Below are 17,364 nucleotides of genomic sequence, written 5' to 3'. Positions count from 1 at the left end.
TGTAAATGAGCAATATTATTACTCCAATACTCACAGGAGTAGTTGCCTTTAGCGCTACTAATATTGATGATATTGTGATTTTATTGGTGTTTTTTTCTCAAGTAAATGAGAATTTTCGCCCTTGGCAAATTGTTATGGGTCAATATTTAGGTTTTACTATTCTCGTCATCTTCAGTTTACCTGGTTTCTTTGGGGGACTGATTCTGCCTCCAGCATGGATTGGTTTACTAGGCTTAATTCCTATCGCTATTGGTATCAGTAGCTTAGTGAATAGAGAAAGGGAACAATTAGCTGATGTTCCAGGGGAGATAACACCACCTACTACATCAATAAATAATTATTTCTTAACACCACAAATTTACACTGTGGCAGCGATAACTGTGGCTAACGGTAGTGATAATATTAGCATTTATATACCGTTATTTTCTAGCACTCCATTAGAGAGTTTTGTAATAATTATCGGTTTATTTTTTCTCCTTTTAGGAGTTTGGTGTTATGTAGCATATCAATTAACCCATCAGAAAAAAGTAGCTTATTTTGTTACCAACTATGGTAATTATCTTGTGCCGTTTGTGCTGATGGGTTTAGGGGCTGTGATTGTGTGGAAAAGTAAAGCTTTAAGTCCGCTAAAACTCCTTGGTAGTTGTATTTGTTTGTTGATTTTGCTGAAAAAAGATGATAGTAATCAAAATGCAGGAGATGAGGAAGCAATTGTTCCTATCACTAATGATGAAAGTTTCAAACCTTAATTAACCATTCATTCTCATCAGCATCTTTAAATAATGAAGTGCTGAGGTAGCGTTCACCAAAGCTAGGCTGCACCATAACTATCAATTTATTGGCATTTTCTGGACGCTTGGCCAGTTCCAGTGCTGCATATAAAGCCGCACCAGCAGAAATTCCTGATAGCAGTCCTTCTTCTTTTGCTAACCGACGACTGTAGATAATCGCTTGATCATCTGAGACTTGAATAATTTCATCAACGAGTTCTGTTCGATAGATAGCGGGAACAAAACCAGGGCCTATCCCCTGAATCTTGTGTGGGCCTGCTTTTCCTCCTGCTAATACTGGACTGGTTGAGGGTTCAACTGCTACTGCTTGAAAGCTGGGTTTGCGTTGTTTGATTACTTCGGATACACCCGTAATTGTTCCTCCAGTTCCTACTCCTGACACGAGGATGTCAACTTCTCCATCTGTATCATCCCAAATTTCTTCGGCGGTGGTACGAGCGTGAATTTCTGGGTTGGCCGGATTGCTGAATTGTTGCAACATATAGGAATTGGGGGTGATGGCGACGATTTCTGTAGCTCGTGCGATCGCTCCCCGCATTCCCTCTACCCCTGGTGTTAACTCTAATTTCGCCCCATACGCCTTGAGCATTAATCGCCGTTCTTGGCTCATTGTATCTGGCATCGTTAAAATCAGACGGTAGCCTTTAGCGGCTGCAACCATCGCTAAAGCAATTCCTGTATTTCCAGAAGTTGGTTCAACTAAAGTAGTTTTACCAGGAATAATTAAGCCTTGTTCTTCTGCGGCTTGAATCATGCTCACGCCAATTCTGTCTTTAACAGAAGCCGCAGGATTCATACTTTCTAGTTTGACAACAATCCTCGCCAATGCTCCTGAACTTTGGGGAATCTTGTTTAATTGTACTAAGGGCGTTTTACCCACTAACTCAGTGATATTTTTCGCTATACGCATGGCCTTACCTCTTGATGACTAAATGTAATACATGGGATTATTTTGGGCGCGAGTCTCTGTTTCCTGGCGTAAATCTTGGAGTGTATAGCTACGCAAAACCTCAATTGAAGCCGCGTTAGCTTGCTCCCAGATTTCTAGAACCAAAGTTTTTTCTATCGTCGGAGTCTCAGGACTTTCTTTCTCTTTCCGTTCACCTTCTACCAAGGTGACAATTTCTAGCAAAGTAATTTGCCAAGGCTCACGCATTAACAAAAAACCTCCTTTGGAGCCACGTTGACTCTGTACCAAACCCGCACGCCGCAGTTGAGTGAGAATTTGTTCGAGATAGCGTTCCGGTATGGGTTGCTTGGCCGCAATCTCGTTCATAGTCAAAGGAACTTTTTTATCGTGATGGCTGGCCAGTTCTAACAGTGCTAGGAGCGCGTATTCCACTTTCGCAGAAAGATCCAGAAGAGCGTAGTTTTGACTATTCAAATCTGTGTTCAGAATACTACTGTACATTGATAGGGTTATCGGTTTTTGACCGAAATTATTTTGCTTTTAGGTGTCAGATGTGATAGTGCCACACTTACAATTAGTAAAATACCATAACTCTATCGGATTTGGGGTGATTATGTACAAGATTCTCAAAATTGCTTAATATTTCGTGGGAATTATCCCAATTTATCTGGCAAGAGCAATGCTTTTAGATCGAGAATCATGTATACTACGGTTAGTACATCGGAAATTAGTAATATACACGCTGATGTCATTATACACAGGTCTTACTCAATCATCTACTAACAATACTCAAAAGCATTTCATCAGGCGATCGCTATTGCCGATTCAAAAAAATGCTCTGTGGCAAATAGAAAGCGGCTTTGTGATGACATACACTTATCTAGAAGACGGTACAACAGTAGCGTTGGGATTATGGGGGCCAGGAGATGTAATTGGTGAACTTCTATCGACCATGAAGCCCTATCGGATGGAATGTTTAACCACTGTAGAAGCGACTGCTTTACCTGTGGATGATTGGCATCAACTTACACCAATTTTGCTTTACCACATCCAACAAGCGGAAGAATTAATGGTGATTCGTAGCCATAAAAAAGTAGAGGCTATGCTGATTCAACTATTAGCGTGGTTATCAAAAAAATTTGGCTCACAAGTAGAACAAGGGCGTTTAATTGATATGCGTCTAACCCATGAAGATTTAGCAGCACTAATCAGTTCTACTCGCGTGACTATCACTCGTATACTAGGACAATTGGAACAAGAGGGATTGATTGATAGACTTTCTCTGCATCGAATTATCGTGCGACAAGAGGATATTTGGTATTACGAAATTTAAATTAGGGAATAGCCGACAAAGAATTGATTGGGTGAAAACTTCAATGGAATTTTAAACTTTAACTGTCAGGCAATTTTGGATTTTAGACTTTAGATTTTGGATTGATTTCACGGATAAATCCGAGAGCTTGGGGACTTCCAAGAAATAAATTATCCAGATTAACGTTCGCGGAGCGTGGCGTTAGCCATACCGCAGAGGCGCAGAGGACACAGAGGAATAAGAGTTTGAGAGATTTTTTACGTTAGGTGGTTGAGTGTTTTTTTATTTGGAAGTCTCTTGTACCATCACTGTACTTGGTACTCCAAGTCAGTGTGGCTAGTTTACTTGGATTTCTCAATATAAGGCTTAATCAGGGATAAAACTTGTTGAGTTCTGACATCTCTACCTTCATCATTAGGATGATAAGTAGTATTAAACATGAGATGATGTGATAAGGCAGCTTGATATGGATCTCCTAGTATAGAAACTCCATTTTTCTCATAAAAATCTTGAATTTTTTGGAAAAATAATCTATATTTTGATTGATAAAATTTATCATCTTCTAGCATAACTGGATACAAGGGTAATACCTTAATTTGTCTATCTTTACACCAATTAATAAAATTTCTCACACTTCCCGTTTGATCAATTTGATATTTATCATCTGTAGGTAAGTCAAATTTATTACTCAATTCTTTTAATGGTTTGACATTAACATTACATAATTCATCTCCATAATCATTCAATAGAAATCCTGAGTAACACTTTTTCTGTGATGCCCTAGTTTTTAAATTAGCCCAAATTTCTTGCTTACTATTTTTACTTAAAAAACTGTTGAATATATCTGAATTTGATAATTGTAGTAAATGTTGGATTTGTTGAAAATGATTGAGATTATTCCAGAAATATTCAGTATCATTTGATAGAATGTGTTTAAGATACATTCTTGTTATTTGTTTTTTATCCACATAAAAATTATATTCCAAAGGTAATAAGACAATATCTCCTTTATTAAGGATTTTTTTTACATCATTGAGAATATATTCAACCCCTAGTCCTGCATGAATTGCTAAATTTACAGTAGGTATTCCTGTTGATTGAGAAATTTTTTCAGCACTGATACCAAAAAGTGAATTACTACCACTCACTATAATTAGTTTCTGCTCAGAAATTGATAAAGCCTTATTCTTTTTATGCTTCTGTGCAACTGCAATCCAATTTTCTGCATCAACAATATTTCTACCAATTAAATAAAACCCAGCGACTATGTGAATAGATAAACCTAGCAATAAACAAGAAAATAAAATCAAGATGTATGATTTGAATTTTGGTTGATACATAAAAACTATTAAAATTGAAAATACAAAAACTCAGATTGATTAGCTTCTAAAACTTTTGATAGAGACATAAACAATATTAATCCTAAGTTAATAGCCCACAATAAATTAGGTTGCCATGATAATATGGAACTAATATTTTGAGGAAATTTATCCATATTTAAAGTAGGTTTATATTTTGACATGATTTGCTGAGTGTTGGGACTAAACCAGACTATTATTAGTAATAATATTAACCAGATAATTCCAGATAAATCTATCAAATTATTAGGAGATATATTGCTAAATGAAAGTTTTAGAGAAATACCATTTAATCCTAACATTGATTTCACAATACTCATTGATCCATTTATGGACTCTGAACGGAAAAATATCCAGGAAACAATTACAGCTAAAAAAGTAATGCTGCGATTAAATAATTTAGATACTATATTATCTTGTTGATTTTCTCGTGTCACCAATGATTTTGTACTCGAAATGTAGATATTATTAATGACTAGATAAAATCCATGTAGACCTCCCCAGATGACAAACGTCCAGTTCGCACCATGCCATAAACCTCCCAGCAACATTGTCATCATGAGGTTAAGATATCTTCTCAAGTTTCCCTTACGATTTCCACCTAGAGGGATATAGAGATAATCTCTCAGAAAGTTAGATAAAGTAATATGCCAACGTCTCCAAAAATCAATAATACTATCGGCTTTATATGGAGAATTAAAGTTAATAGGCAAGATAATTCCAAACATTCTAGAAATACCAATTGCCATATCAGAATATCCAGAAAAATCAAAGTATAATTGCAATGTATAAGCTAATAATCCACACCAAGCTTCATAAAATGAAAGTATAGTTCCAACTTCAGCAGCATTAAATACTGGTGTTGAATAAGCTGATATAGTATCTGCGAAAATGACTTTTTTAAATAAACCTAATGCAAAAATTGTTATCCCAATCGACATATTCTCCCAATTAAATTTATCAACTTTTTTCTCGGTAAACTGAGGAACAATATCACCATGATGAACAATAGGTCCAGCAATTAGTTGAGGAAAGAATATAACAAATAATGAATAATCTAATAAATTATAATTTTGTGTATTACCACGATATGAGTCAACTAAATATGCAATTTGCTGGAAAGTAAAGAATGATATAGCTAAGGGCAGTAATATATTTCCTAAACTAAACTCTGTTCCCATTAAAGCATTTATATTGTCAAGAATAAAGTTTGAATATTTGTAGTATCCTAATCCTAATAAGTTTACAGATATACCTAATAACAGCAATGCTGGAGATTTCCATGATTGTCCTGAAATTTCTGGATTAGTCTGATGTTGCCTACCTATTAAAATACCTATTGCATAATTAAAAAGCATGGAAAGAATAATCAGTTTTAAGTAGGCTACATTCCAATATCCATAAAATACTAATGATGTTAGGACTAACCAAGCCTTGGAAATTGTATGCCATTTTAGTCTACTGAAACCTGCAAAAATCAAGAGTGTGATAGGCAGAAATAAGAAAATAAATATTGAAGAGTTAAATAACATAAAATTAGTCAGTTTTTGCTTGGGTAAGTATATTTATTTGTATCTTTGATGAGTTGATTACAATTTAGACAAATGCTTTTTACTAACTTCGCCATCAAATGATACACCATACCCTAGTAAATTTGCAATGAAATCAATGCTGCAAGCCATGCAAGTAATCGTGCAAAATAAATTGCATAATTGAGCAAGGGAATAGGCAACAGTGGAGAAATACAGCGATTTCATGCGTTTCAAAAATGTGTAAGAAATTCTGCCTCAGTACTGACAACCCATGTAAATAAAAAATTAAAGGTTGGGGTTGATAGTAAACATTTGTAAACCATCAGATAAATTCTGGGATTTGAACAGAGAAATAAATGGAGAAGTGCGTAAAAACACGTTTGTCAAATCCAAAAACTTTATTTGCGGGCAACCAAGCATGGGTCAAATAGTACAGAAAAAACACCTTTCTGCGTGGAAGCGCATTCCATTAGCATTGCAGATTGCTCTTGCAATTATCTTGGCAATACTTATAGGAAATTTACTAAGTACTCAAGCAGTAACTAATACTGCCCTCATCAGTAACTTAGCAATTCCCTGTAACTTAATACTCAAGGCACTGCGGGCTTTAGCAACACCACTAATTATGTTAGCCGTACTCCATGCCTTTCTCACTGCTGATATCCCAGGTAGATCCGGTCGTCGTCTGACAGTGCTGTTACTGACCAATACAACTGTCGCTATTGTCATTGGTCTTCTAGTCGCTAACATTCTGCAACCAGGTTCATGGGGTCGCATTTCTCCTCCATCTGGTACAGAAGCAGCTGGGAAAACCCTTGATCCTTGGGGATTAGTTCAGGACATTATCCCAGATTCTATTCTTAAACCACTGGTTGAGAACAATGTCATTCAACTAATTTTTATTTCTTTAGCTTTTGGTATAGTTATACGTGCCTTGAAAGCACAGCAAATAGAGGAAGGCAAAACATATTACCAAGCAATAGAGGGAGTAATTACAATATTATTTGAGGCTGTGATCCGCATTCTGCACTGGATTATTGCTTTAGTGCCATTAGCGGTCTTTGGTATAGTTGCCAAAACCGTTGCTCTCCAAGGATTTGCGCCGTTTAAATCTCTGGGTGCATTCATTATTGCCGTGCTATTGGCTTTGAGTTTGCAAGCCTCTTATTACTTACTGCGGGTGAAATTTGGTTCTTGGGTAACTCCTAAAAATTTCTTAGCTGGGGGTTCAGAAGCTTTGTTAACAGCCTTTTCGACTGCTTCCTCAACAGCAACCACACCAATCACTTTTGAGGCGTTGCTACACAAAATTGGTTTACGGGAATCTTCAGCTTCTCTAGGGGCGCTAGTTGGCAGTAACTTTAATAATGATGGAACTGCCCTCTATGAAGCAATGTCAGCATTATTTATTGCTCAAGTATTGGGTTTACATCTTTCTCTACCACAGCAGTTGATAGTTGTCGTCACAGCTATTTTTGCTTCCGTTGGTGCAGCGGGTATACCAGAAGCTGGTTTAGTGACAATGACTCTTGTATTTACTTCTGTTGGTCTGCCTACTGAATATATAGCCTTGCTGGTGACAGTTGATTGGTTTTTAGATCGCTGTCGCACTGCTATAAATGTCATGGGCGATATGACTGTTAGCTGCCTACTTGATGGTAAGAAGCGTCTAATTATGAATATCGACTCTTAACTTTTTACACCCAATCTCACAGTAAAAATTCTATGGATTCTCATCCCGCACTGTGTACAGCTATAGCTAAACGCATTAAAACTAGTCCCCAACAACGAATTACCTTTGCAGAATACATGGACATGGCGCTATATCACCCAGAATATGGCTACTATGCCAGCGATGCCGTCAAAATTGGGTTTCGGGGTGGTGATTTTTTCACCTCTTCTAGTTTAGGGAGTGATTTTGGCGAATTACTGGCTGTGCAGTTTTGCCAAATGTGGGAGATTTTAGGGCAACCGATGCCTTTTCATTTGGTAGAAATGGGAGCAGGTAAAGGTGTTTTAGCATCCCATATTCTGAATTACATACTATTAAACTATCCAGATTTGTTTGCGGCGCTGAAATACATCATTGTGGAAAAGTCGCCAAGTTTAAGGCAAGAACAGCAGCAAAGGTTACAGGAGTTCTCTGTGCAATGGTTCAATTTAGAAGAAATAGCTGCTAACTCCATTACAGGCTGCTTTTTTTCTAATGAATTAATCGATGCCTTTCCCGTGCATCAGTTCACTATAGAAGCGGGGGAATTGCGGGAAATTTATGTAACTGTTGAGGATGATGGGGAGAATACGCCTGTTTTTCCTAAATTTATTGAGGTTTTAGGGGAATTATCTACACCGCAGTTAGCAGCATATTTTGATTTGGTGGGGATTGAGTTAAATCCCAATATTTATGCAGATGGCTATCGGAGTGAAATTAATTTAGCTGCTCTTGATTGGTTGAGTATAGTGGCAGACTGCTTGCAGCGAGGGTATGTGCTAACTATTGATTATGGCTATCCTGCCAACCGTTACTATAACCCCAGGCGATCGCAAGGAACTCTACAGTGCTACTACCATCATCGTCATCATGATAACCCTTACATCAATGTTGGGCGACAAGATATCACCGCTCATGTTGATTTTACAGCTTTGGAATCTTGGGGCAACAGGTGCGGTTTAAATCAAGTTGGTTGGACACAGCAAGGTTTATTTTTGATGGCATTAGGTTTAGGTGAAAGAATAGCTGCCCTTTCCTATCAAAAACAACCAATATCACAAATGCTCAACCGCCGGGAGGCATTACACCAACTTATTGAGCCGACGGGAATGGGTAACTTTGGGGTTCTAGTACAAAGCAAGGGGCTAACAGAAACAGAAACTTTGCGATTGCTTCAAGGATTAACCATACCAGAGTAGAGGGAAAGGTAAAATTCAAAGGTTAAAACTCTATTCAAGAATCCTGTATCAGTCTTTTTTCGACTAGCATAACAGTGATTACTTCAAAGTTAAAAACCTGAGAAAAGTAATAATTATGACCGCTCACGACCTACTTGTATTAGCAACACTACTTACTCCCGGCATCTTACTTTCAGTTATCATCATGGCTACTTTTGCCGCAGGTGGCTGATTTTTGGTGATTGGTGTTGGCGGTAGCCTGCCGTTAGGCATATGGGGAAAAGGTGATTGGTGAATAGAAAAACTATTACCCATTACCCATTACCCATTACCCATTACCTTGTTTACCCTACAATTTACCAAAGGAAAGTGAAACATGAAGGTGGCATTTCTGGGAACTGGATTGATGGGACTACCGATGGCTCAACGGTTATTAGCTGCAAATGTAGAGCTAATTGCCTATAACCGCACCCCAGAAAAATTAGCACCATTACAAGCCGCAGGGGCAGAAATTGCGACCAAACCACGTCAAGCAATTCGCTCTGCTGATTGTATAGTTCTCATGCTATCTAATGCCGCAGCTATTTATCATGTCTTGCTCACAGATACTTCTTGGCACACTTTATCAGGGCGTAGCGTCATCCAAATGGGGACACTTACTCCTCCAGAAAGCCAAGAAATCAGAGATGCAGTTGTTGCGGCAGGTGGTGAATATATCGAAGCGCCAGTACTCGGTAGTATCCCAGAAGCAGAAACTGGTAAATTAATTGTCATGGTTGGTGGCGAACAAGAACAATATCAGCGCCATCTCAAGTTACTGCAAATTTTTGGCACAGATCCTGTATACATAGGCCCTGTGGGATCTGCATCATCTCTAACTCTTGCACTCAATCAATTAATTGCTTCTCTCACTACTAGCTTTGCGCTCAGTTTAGCTTTTGTGCAGATGCAAGGTATTGATATAGACTTATTTATGCGAATCCTGCGCGATAGTAAACTTTATGCGCCTACCTTTGATCAAAACTTGAAACGGATGTTGGATGGTAATTACACGAAAGCCAACTTACCCACCAAACAATTGATCAAAGAAATAGATTTATTTATCACTGAAGCTAAATCCCTTGGTTTGAATCTCAGCAGTATTGAGGGTGTAAGACAAATTTTGCAATCAGCAATGAGTATGTCTTATCCAGAAGATGATTACTCATCAGTTTTCCCTGCTATTCGTGAATGGGGTGAAGCCAGCGGGGAGTAGAGGCAGGGGGATGAGGGAGATATATTAACTCCTGACTCCTGACTCCTGACTCCTTGCCCTGAGCGTTCACGTAGTGTGTCGAAGACAAGCCGAAGGGCTGCTTCCTGACTCTTAAAATGGAATATCATCTGGATCAGGTTCTGGTGCTGATACAGGCTGATAGGATGGAGGCTGAAAATTTGCTGGTTGATAGGTGGGTTCGGGGATTGTTACCTGGGGAGTGACAGCGACATTAGTTGTAACTGGAATTGGCGCTGGACGGGTTGATTCATAAGACTCTGGAGGACGCTGTGCTGGTTGCGCCATCGTGGTTGCTGGTGGACTTGAATTCATCTCTTTGCCAATGCCATGAATTTTTTGGACTGTCAACTCAGCACGTTTTTCTTTGAAACCTTCGGGACGATCAAAGGTATTCATTCCTAAGCGTCCTTCGATAATAACGCGATCGCCTTCTTTGTATGTTTGATGGATTTCTTTTGCTAAATTACCCCACCCAACTACTTTCAAAGGATGTGAAGGATCATCAGGCCGCACTCCAGGAACATGAACGATCATTTCCGTCACTTCCAACCCGTCTGGTGTGTGGCGTAATTGGGGAGTGTCATAAATTTCTGCCATTAAAATACAACTGTTCATAATATTCCTCCTAATAAATCAAATTTTAGAATAATCAAATTGATCATATAACGGCTGAGTGCTGGTTGTATTGTTGTCAGTGAAGAAGCCTATGGGAATTTCAGATATAGAAAGTCAAGCGGAGAACGAGAAACAACTATGACTATAGATGTTCACGAACAGCGCCTGACTAGAACGAGCATTTAATTCTGCATTGAGTAGTACAATCATACCATTAAAAACATTAAATCTGTACATGAACAGGAAAAATACCCAAAGCAATTAATCGGGCTGGGAGGTCACGTAAGATAGGTAAACGTAGCAAAAGAGGCGGCTGAAAGGTTTGATTCTCGTTGAGGATGGGGGCAAATATTCGTTTTTGAATAAATGTCTGAAATGCCTGAATGATACGCGTAGGTAGCTCTCGATGCTGCTGTACTTTTGCTAAATCGCTGATTTCTACATGATGTTGTTTGAGTGGTTGACTGAGTATATTTGCAGTTACCACAGCATCTTGAATTGCGTAATTTATACCAACTCCACCAACTGGGGACATGATATGGGCTGCATCACCGATAAGTAGTAATCCTGGACGATACCAACGCTTAAGGCGGCTAGATTCCACACAGAGAAAGGCTATTTGTGACCAATCTTGCAAAAGTTCCAGGCGATTATTTAATTCTGGTACTACCTCAACGATAGAATTTTTTAACGCTTCCAAACCAGCAGCACGCAGTTTTTGATAACCACCTTTGGGGATGACATAACCAAGTTGCCATTCTTCACCCCGATCTAGCATAACTACAATCTGACCAGCACCAAAGCGTCCCATTCCCCCGCCAAATTCTTCTGGGTGACGAGGTAGCCGAAACCAAAGGACATCCATTGGTGGTGAAGTTTCGATAGATTCAAAATCAGCTAATTGTCTGAGGCGTGAATGACGACCATCTGCACCTACTGTCAGTGTAGCTTGGACTTCATGCCAACCACCTTGTCCACGATAACGTACACCTTGAATGACACCATTTTCTTCAATTACTTCATGGACATTTGCACCCATCACTAATTGAAAATTGGGATATTTTTGTGCCTCTTGGGTGATAAATTCCAAAAATTTCACCTGTGGAAGCATCATGATATAAGGGTAGCGAGTATTGAGGTGGCTAAAATCTGCTAAAGTTATAGTCTCTTGGGAAGTTTGGATATTAAGACGGTGCATTTTCGTGTGAGGTAATTGCAAAATGCGATCGCTAAAACCCAACTCTTCCATAATCTGCATTACCGATGGGTGAATAGTATCACCACGAAAATCCCGGTCAAAATCTTTATGTGCTTCTAGCAGCATCACCGAAATACCCTGACGTGCTAGTAACAAAGACAATACAGCCCCCGCAGGGCCACCACCGACAACGCAACAATCTGTAGTTTGTACGTCTAAAATCTCATGTTCCTGAGTAACATCCTGATATACAGACATAAAAATTCCTCCTGATTATGCCTCTTTAGTGTCTGCTATATCTTGCTATTTTATCTGAGGCTATTTTATTGGTAGCTTGGTATTACTAGGCTGGTGTTTTGACATTGAAATTCTCAAACAGGGGTTTCCTGGTAGTCCTGCCACAATGAAGGCAAATACAGCACCATGCTTTTGATATATCTACTTGCTAATTCTTCCTTTTGCTGATGTTGGTGGATACTTACCAACTTCTATTAATAATAGTCTTTCTATAATCCGTTCATCGTTATTAAAATCGAGAATACGCGCTGTTACTTCACCAATATCTGTTAATGGTTGAATTACAGCTTCATCAAGTTGAAAGTGATCACCCCAGAAGTCTCTACGGGGGTTAAAAAATCTCACTAATTCACCATTACGCCAATTAATTGAACCTAGATCTGTACCTTTTTGCAAATTACAGAAAACACAAGCATAACAAAGATTATCATCTGTACTTGCACCACCGTGTTTAACGCTAATTATATGGTCAACTTGACAACCGGATGATCTATCTACTGCTGAAATAAGACAATATTCACAAATATTACCAGCGCGTTCACAACTAAACGCCGCAAATCTACATTAATGTAAGTACGAGACATCTTATTTATCCTCGGTGTTCATATATTTATACGCTTTGGCTTTAGCTAAAGTCATAATGTGTTCTAGAGTCAGAAAATGCTCTAACTCGCGCTTTTCTTCTTTGGTTAGTTGATTATTTTTAGCACCATCAATTAAATGCTCTAAACGGTTTTGTGCTGTTTCCGAAAGGTGGAAGTTAATCACACTTTGAGGAGTAGTACCAGCAGCAATAAAATTTACAATTTCGTCGTAGACTTTGATTGTCTTGACAGATGTATTCATAGCGGTATCCTTTTTTTATTATTTTATCATTTTAATTTTGCTAATTCTTTTTTTGCCAATTTCCGCACTTGCTCATCTGTGTCATTCTCTGCTTTGTCGTGCAATAGCAATATAGTTTGGGGATGGTTAGGATATTGCTTGATGATTATTTTCAGTGCAACCATTCGAGGATTATATTCCTTTTCATCTTTACGTTCAAAGGGATCATTCATAGCGCAATTGTAGAACAACTCGAACAACTCAGGGTTAGTTTTAAAGTATTTGGCTAATCCTCGTATTGCTGTATATCGCACATCTTCATCATCATCAGAAGTAGCGAGTTGTTTGAGAATGGATAAAGTATTGGGGTCTTCTTTGAAATTATTTGCTAATCCTTGCGCTGCTGCACTTCGCACAGTCAAATTATCATCAGAAGTAGCGAGTTGTTTGAGAATGTATAAGGTATTGGGGTCTTCTTTGAAATTATTTGCTAATCCTTTCACTGCTGCACTTCGCACATCTTCATCATCATCAGAAGTAGCGAGTTGTTTGAGAATGGATAAAGTATTGGGGTCTTCTTTAAAATTATTTGCTAATCCTTGCACTGCTGCACTTCGCACAGTCAAATTATCATCAGAAGTAGCGAGTTGTTTGAGAATGGATAAAGTATTGGGGTCTTCTTTGAAATTATTTGCTAATCCTTGCACTGCTGCACTTTGGACAGTCCAATTATCATCAGAGGCTGCTATTTTTTTGAGAAATGGTAATGTATCTGGATTTTCTTGGAAATTATTTGCTAATGCGTGTACTGCTGTATATCGCACAATCCAATGATTATCAGAGGCTGCCATTTTTTTGAGAAATGGTAATGTATCTGGATTTTCTTGGAAGTTATTTACTAATGCATATACTGCTGCATATAGCACAAACTCATTATTTTCAGAGGTGACAATTTGTTTAAGAAATAGTAATGTATCTGGATTTTCTTGGAAGTTATTTGCTAATGCATCTACTGCTGCATATAGCACATACTCATTATTATCAGAGGCGACAATTTGTTTAAGAAATAGTAATATATCTGGATTTTCTTGGAAGTCATTTGCTAATGCGTGTACTGCTACCATTTGCATATTCCAATTCTCATCAGAGGTAGCAATTTGTTTGAGAATGGGTAATATATCAGGGTCATTTTTAAAGTTATACGTTAATTCTCGTACTGCGGCACTTCGCACATCCTCATGATCATCAGAGGTAACAATTTGTTTGAGAATGGGTAATATATCAGGGTCATTTCTAAAGTTACACGTTAATTCTTGCACTGCGGCACTTCGTATATCGCTATTATTTCCCAAAGTTATAGCTTGTTTAAGCCAAGATAGAGTATTGGAGTCATCTTGCCAAGTAGTCACTATTTTTTTAACCGCTTGCCTGCGTATTTTCTTAACTATTATCGCTTCTTCTCCATTTTCATAATAGTAAATAAGATTATATTCCGTTAAACCTTTTAGCCTTTCAATTAGTCTATTACCAACTGAAACTATTAATTGAATATTTCTTACTTGTTCAAATAACTCAGATGCTAAAAAGACATTAGTAAATTCTTCCGCTTCTCCATCCTGCATGATTAAATAATCAATAATATCCCCAGCAAACTTAGGTTCAATCATTCCGGTGATTAAGCGTAATAATTCATGCCAAGATTCATCTTGCCAATGCTTACCAAAAACCTCTGTTTTCAATTGCTCAATTGATAAAACTTGTGTTTCTTTAAATTGCCAAACAAACTCCCAGGCACAAAAATATTCCAAAAATGTCCGATGAACAAAAGCATAATAATCTGCGCCGACAAAACACAAAATAAAATTGCGAGTGCGTAATTGATTAATCATCACTCTCGCAGCTTCTCTGGGTTTATCTACTATGGTTTTGAAATAATCAGTCAGAATTGTTTCTAGATCAGATGCACTAATTAAATTACCAGCTAAACCTTTTTCATTTGCTTGCATACGGTAGGCAACTTTGCGTAACATTGCCTGTTTATCTTTATAATCAATGGTTTTGGGGTCTAAACGTATATCTTCGATTAAAGCTCGTTCTACATCCCATTGATGCAGCAATACCCGTGATGCTTGATGATAAAGTTCCGGTCTATCTTTAGGTAATTCTTGATTACGATTTAAAATCGCCATCATTGTTAATAACAGTGGATTTCCTGCTAATTCTTTGATAGATTTTGATGTTTCAACTGCTCTTTGGAGACGTTCTTTTTTTCTCAGTTTATCAGCTTCATTATTAAAATTTAATTCATGCCAACGATTGATAAAATCTTGAATTTGTTCTGCGTCTAAATCTTGAAGCATGAAGTGATGAAACTCAGCATCTCTTAACCGTTGAGTTTTGTAGCCAATCACGCGAGAAGTCACAATCACCCGTACTTGAGGATATTTATTTGTAAAGCGATGAATATCTGTAATTACATCTTCTCGTTTTCCTGGATCAAAGACTTCATCTAAACCATCAAACATGACTAAAGCATTACCAGCTAAAAGTTGTTCATGCAATTTATGTTGATTGAGATGATGAATTGAACCACTACATTTATGAAAAAATTCGATAAAATTATGGCATTCCTTATCTTCCCGTCGCCGCATATAAGTGCGTAACTCAATCAATAAAGGAATCGGTTGAGAAATTATATTATCAATTGGCAATTCTGCCCAATTTAATGCTAAAAATTGTAGTAATGTAGATTTGCCAGAACCTGGATCACCTAAAATTACTATATATTTATAATTCTGATTGTCAACAATCTCTAAAACTGGTTTATTTGGTTGTTCAAAATAACTTTGTTTGTAGCGTTCTAACTCCTGTATGGCAACTTCTACTTCTAGCTGATTACTTTCGCGGAGTCGATTCAGATGCTCTTTAGGCAGTTCGTAAATTTGTGGTAAAACTTGGTGAACTTCCCGCACATTTTGAGCGATAAACATTCGCCATAATTTCAGTTCGTTATAGGCATAACCTGTTGTATCTAAACTTTCTAATTTAAGATTGCCATAAGTTTCTTTGATTGCTTCTTGATATCCCAATAAATCAAAATCCGGGATAATACCTGCAATTTCTTGAGTATTTTTTTCAATTTTTTCAATATTCTGTGAGTCAAGTATATCTCTTAAATCTTTGGAATCAAAGAGAATTTCTTGAACATTCATTAAATACTGGTTTGTGATGGCATCCCAATTAAAATTATTTGGTAGAGGTTTTAATTGTAGACTATTCCAAATATTTTTAAGAGTTGTTGCGTCAAGGGAATCACAATCAACAGCAAAGGCTTTTCCTAATATTGATTTAACCGATTTATCGCTGATAAATTTTTTGACTTCTTGAACATATGGTTTAATTTCATTTTCAGGAAGTTTACAACGGATTTTTAACTGCTGCTGTACCAGTTGTAAAAATTCTTTAATTGCTTTACCTGCTGCTACCTGACGAGGATCTTTTTCTCGTAGCAGAACGTGTTTGAGGGAGTCTTTGAAAAAGTCTTTAGCAAAGTCTTTTGCTCCTTCCTTTGCTAAATCTTGCAAAATCGGAGCAACCAGCACCCCAACACCTTGAGTAACTCCCCAAATAAGCAACCAGTCCAACATAATACTCGTATCTATTTGTGTTTAATTACGAGTATATACATTCAAACTGGGTATTTTTTCAGATTTAGGTGAATTTCTCTATATTTATCGAAATAAGTAAATGCGACTTCGACAGAATTGATTTGATCTATTTGATCCTTCTCCATACCTCTCCCCACAACGGAGAGAGGCTGTTTAATATCTAATGCTGGTGTTGTTCTTGACCGTGATTTTTACAATTACCTTTGCCGTGATGGTGTTCGTGATCATGACCGTGAGAGCAGCCTTGGAGGTTTTGCTGCATCAGTTTTTCGCTCATTTCCTTCAAAGAGTCATCGACAGGTTTTAAACCTATCCATGCGTCAATTTTCTCGACATCAAAACCTACTTCACGTCTATTTCCTACTTCAATTAAAGGACGACGAATTAATAAAGGATCTCTGAGCATCATAACCAAAGCAGTATCAGCGTCAATGCTTTCAGGAATCACCTCTCCTGATTTTACTTTAGGTGCGGACTTGTTAAACCATTCGCTTACAGAGCGATCGCCAAAAAATGACCGCAACCTGTCTGCTGTCCAAGGTTCCGTTAATAAACTGTATGTCACTACTTCATGACCTGCGGCTGTCAGCAAAACTTTTTGCTTTGTACCACCTTTACAGCCTGGTTTTTCATAGAAAATTACTCTGGCCATGGATATATCTCCTATAAGGTTTTGAGTCGATTTCTGGACAG

At 37.8% G+C, this 17,364-nt stretch carries 16 protein-coding genes; 5 read left to right on the top strand and 11 right to left on the bottom strand.

Translation table 11 applies throughout. The annotated features are described in order from the left end of the window. Positions 1-5: 5 nt before the first annotated feature. Complete coding sequence (locus ACSQ6I_RS02605) at positions 6-749, top strand: cadmium resistance transporter (RefSeq protein WP_438888722.1); 744 nt, start codon at positions 6-8, stop codon at positions 747-749. Here ACSQ6I_RS02605 and cysK read toward each other — a convergent pair. After that, the gene (gene cysK, locus ACSQ6I_RS02600) at positions 739-1,701 is read right to left on the bottom strand and encodes a cysteine synthase A (RefSeq protein ID WP_438888721.1); all 963 of its coding nucleotides are present in this window, start codon (positions 1,699-1,701) and stop codon (positions 739-741) included. The genes ACSQ6I_RS02605 and cysK overlap by 11 nt on opposite strands. Positions 1,702-1,719: 18 nt before the next feature. Beyond that, positions 1,720-2,202, bottom strand: a complete 483-nt coding sequence (locus tag ACSQ6I_RS02595) for an RrF2 family transcriptional regulator (protein WP_438888720.1) — start codon at positions 2,200-2,202, stop codon at positions 1,720-1,722. A gap of 244 nt (positions 2,203-2,446) precedes the next feature. Between ACSQ6I_RS02595 and ACSQ6I_RS02590 the strand changes: the two genes are divergently transcribed. Further along, a complete protein-coding gene (locus ACSQ6I_RS02590; protein ID WP_438888719.1) occupies positions 2,447-3,034 on the top strand; it encodes a Crp/Fnr family transcriptional regulator in 588 nt (195 codons plus the stop codon). A 320-nt stretch (positions 3,035-3,354) separates the two neighbouring features. Here ACSQ6I_RS02590 and ACSQ6I_RS02585 read toward each other — a convergent pair whose 3' ends face one another. Beyond that, positions 3,355-4,353: a hypothetical protein gene (locus ACSQ6I_RS02585; RefSeq protein WP_438888718.1), complete on the bottom strand. Its 999-nt coding sequence runs from the start codon at positions 4,351-4,353 to the stop codon at positions 3,355-3,357. Between the two features lie 8 nt (positions 4,354-4,361). Then, complete coding sequence (locus tag ACSQ6I_RS02580) at positions 4,362-5,903, bottom strand: MBOAT family O-acyltransferase (protein WP_438888717.1); 1,542 nt, start codon at positions 5,901-5,903, stop codon at positions 4,362-4,364. Positions 5,904-6,321: 418 nt separating this feature from the next. Here ACSQ6I_RS02580 and ACSQ6I_RS02575 point away from each other — a divergent pair, with 418 nt between their 5' ends. Both ACSQ6I_RS02575 and ACSQ6I_RS02570 read left to right on the top strand, forming a co-directional pair. Then, positions 6,322-7,596: a dicarboxylate/amino acid:cation symporter gene (locus tag ACSQ6I_RS02575; RefSeq protein WP_438888716.1), complete on the top strand. Its 1,275-nt coding sequence runs from the start codon at positions 6,322-6,324 to the stop codon at positions 7,594-7,596. Between the two features lie 32 nt (positions 7,597-7,628). After that, the gene (locus ACSQ6I_RS02570; RefSeq protein ID WP_438888715.1) at positions 7,629-8,813 is read left to right on the top strand and encodes a class I SAM-dependent methyltransferase; all 1,185 of its coding nucleotides are present in this window, start codon (positions 7,629-7,631) and stop codon (positions 8,811-8,813) included. Positions 8,814-8,936: 123 nt separating this feature from the next. On the opposite strand, the gene ACSQ6I_RS02565 is transcribed toward ACSQ6I_RS02570, so the two are convergent. Beyond that, positions 8,937-9,107, bottom strand: coding sequence for a hypothetical protein (locus tag ACSQ6I_RS02565; RefSeq protein WP_438888713.1), 171 nt, complete (start codon positions 9,105-9,107; stop codon positions 8,937-8,939). Between the two features lie 61 nt (positions 9,108-9,168). On the opposite strand from ACSQ6I_RS02565, the gene ACSQ6I_RS02560 reads away from it, so the two are divergent. Further along, positions 9,169-10,047 carry an NAD(P)-dependent oxidoreductase gene (locus tag ACSQ6I_RS02560; RefSeq protein WP_438888712.1) on the top strand — a complete coding sequence of 293 codons (879 nt, stop codon included), beginning with the start codon at positions 9,169-9,171 and terminating at the stop codon, positions 10,045-10,047. Positions 10,048-10,158: 111 nt separating this feature from the next. On the opposite strand, the gene ACSQ6I_RS02555 is transcribed toward ACSQ6I_RS02560, so the two are convergent. The 6 genes from ACSQ6I_RS02555 to ACSQ6I_RS02530 all read right to left on the bottom strand — a co-directional run bounded on the left by ACSQ6I_RS02555 (position 10,159) and on the right by ACSQ6I_RS02530 (position 17,323). Next, positions 10,159-10,683 (bottom strand): single-stranded DNA-binding protein, encoded by a 525-nt coding sequence (locus tag ACSQ6I_RS02555; protein WP_438888711.1) that lies wholly within the window; start codon positions 10,681-10,683, stop codon positions 10,159-10,161. Between the two features lie 223 nt (positions 10,684-10,906). Then, positions 10,907-12,139: an FAD-dependent oxidoreductase gene (locus ACSQ6I_RS02550; protein ID WP_438888710.1), complete on the bottom strand. Its 1,233-nt coding sequence runs from the start codon at positions 12,137-12,139 to the stop codon at positions 10,907-10,909. A gap of 180 nt (positions 12,140-12,319) precedes the next feature. Further along, a complete protein-coding gene (locus tag ACSQ6I_RS02545; protein ID WP_438888709.1) occupies positions 12,320-12,574 on the bottom strand; it encodes a hypothetical protein in 255 nt (84 codons plus the stop codon). A gap of 189 nt (positions 12,575-12,763) precedes the next feature. Further along, positions 12,764-13,024 carry a hypothetical protein gene (locus tag ACSQ6I_RS02540; RefSeq protein WP_438888707.1) on the bottom strand — a complete coding sequence of 87 codons (261 nt, stop codon included), beginning with the start codon at positions 13,022-13,024 and terminating at the stop codon, positions 12,764-12,766. A 26-nt stretch (positions 13,025-13,050) separates the two neighbouring features. Then, positions 13,051-16,650, bottom strand: a complete 3,600-nt coding sequence (locus tag ACSQ6I_RS02535) for a HEAT repeat domain-containing protein (protein WP_438888706.1) — start codon at positions 16,648-16,650, stop codon at positions 13,051-13,053. Between the two features lie 181 nt (positions 16,651-16,831). Further along, positions 16,832-17,323 carry an ArsC/Spx/MgsR family protein gene (locus ACSQ6I_RS02530; RefSeq protein ID WP_438888705.1) on the bottom strand — a complete coding sequence of 164 codons (492 nt, stop codon included), beginning with the start codon at positions 17,321-17,323 and terminating at the stop codon, positions 16,832-16,834. Between the last annotated feature and the right edge of the window lie 41 nt (positions 17,324-17,364).

The organism is Anabaena sp. WFMT, assembly GCF_051781005.1.
Classification (GTDB): Bacteria; Cyanobacteriota; Cyanobacteriia; order Cyanobacteriales; family Nostocaceae; genus Anabaena.
Note: the sequence above shows the minus strand (reverse complement) of the source record. Positions and strands in the feature narration are given on the sequence as shown.

Coding starts and splice junctions, on each gene's coding strand:
- cysK (WP_438888721.1), bottom strand. CDS start 1,701: ATGCGTATAGCGAAAAATATCACTGAGTTAGTGGGTAAAACGCCCTTA.
- ACSQ6I_RS02595 (WP_438888720.1), bottom strand. CDS start 2,202: ATGTACAGTAGTATTCTGAACACAGATTTGAATAGTCAAAACTACGCT.
- ACSQ6I_RS02555 (WP_438888711.1), bottom strand. CDS start 10,683: ATGAACAGTTGTATTTTAATGGCAGAAATTTATGACACTCCCCAATTA.
- ACSQ6I_RS02590 (WP_438888719.1), top strand. CDS start 2,447: ATGTCATTATACACAGGTCTTACTCAATCATCTACTAACAATACTCAA.
- ACSQ6I_RS02530 (WP_438888705.1), bottom strand. CDS start 17,323: ATGGCCAGAGTAATTTTCTATGAAAAACCAGGCTGTAAAGGTGGTACA.
- ACSQ6I_RS02575 (WP_438888716.1), top strand. CDS start 6,322: ATGGGTCAAATAGTACAGAAAAAACACCTTTCTGCGTGGAAGCGCATT.
- ACSQ6I_RS02540 (WP_438888707.1), bottom strand. CDS start 13,024: ATGAATACATCTGTCAAGACAATCAAAGTCTACGACGAAATTGTAAAT.
- ACSQ6I_RS02565 (WP_438888713.1), bottom strand. CDS start 9,107: ATGGGTAATAGTTTTTCTATTCACCAATCACCTTTTCCCCATATGCCT.
- ACSQ6I_RS02580 (WP_438888717.1), bottom strand. CDS start 5,903: ATGTTATTTAACTCTTCAATATTTATTTTCTTATTTCTGCCTATCACA.
- ACSQ6I_RS02605 (WP_438888722.1), top strand. CDS start 6: ATGAGCAATATTATTACTCCAATACTCACAGGAGTAGTTGCCTTTAGC.
- ACSQ6I_RS02570 (WP_438888715.1), top strand. CDS start 7,629: ATGGATTCTCATCCCGCACTGTGTACAGCTATAGCTAAACGCATTAAA.
- ACSQ6I_RS02585 (WP_438888718.1), bottom strand. CDS start 4,353: ATGTATCAACCAAAATTCAAATCATACATCTTGATTTTATTTTCTTGT.
- ACSQ6I_RS02535 (WP_438888706.1), bottom strand. CDS start 16,650: ATGTTGGACTGGTTGCTTATTTGGGGAGTTACTCAAGGTGTTGGGGTG.
- ACSQ6I_RS02550 (WP_438888710.1), bottom strand. CDS start 12,139: ATGTCTGTATATCAGGATGTTACTCAGGAACATGAGATTTTAGACGTA.
- ACSQ6I_RS02560 (WP_438888712.1), top strand. CDS start 9,169: ATGAAGGTGGCATTTCTGGGAACTGGATTGATGGGACTACCGATGGCT.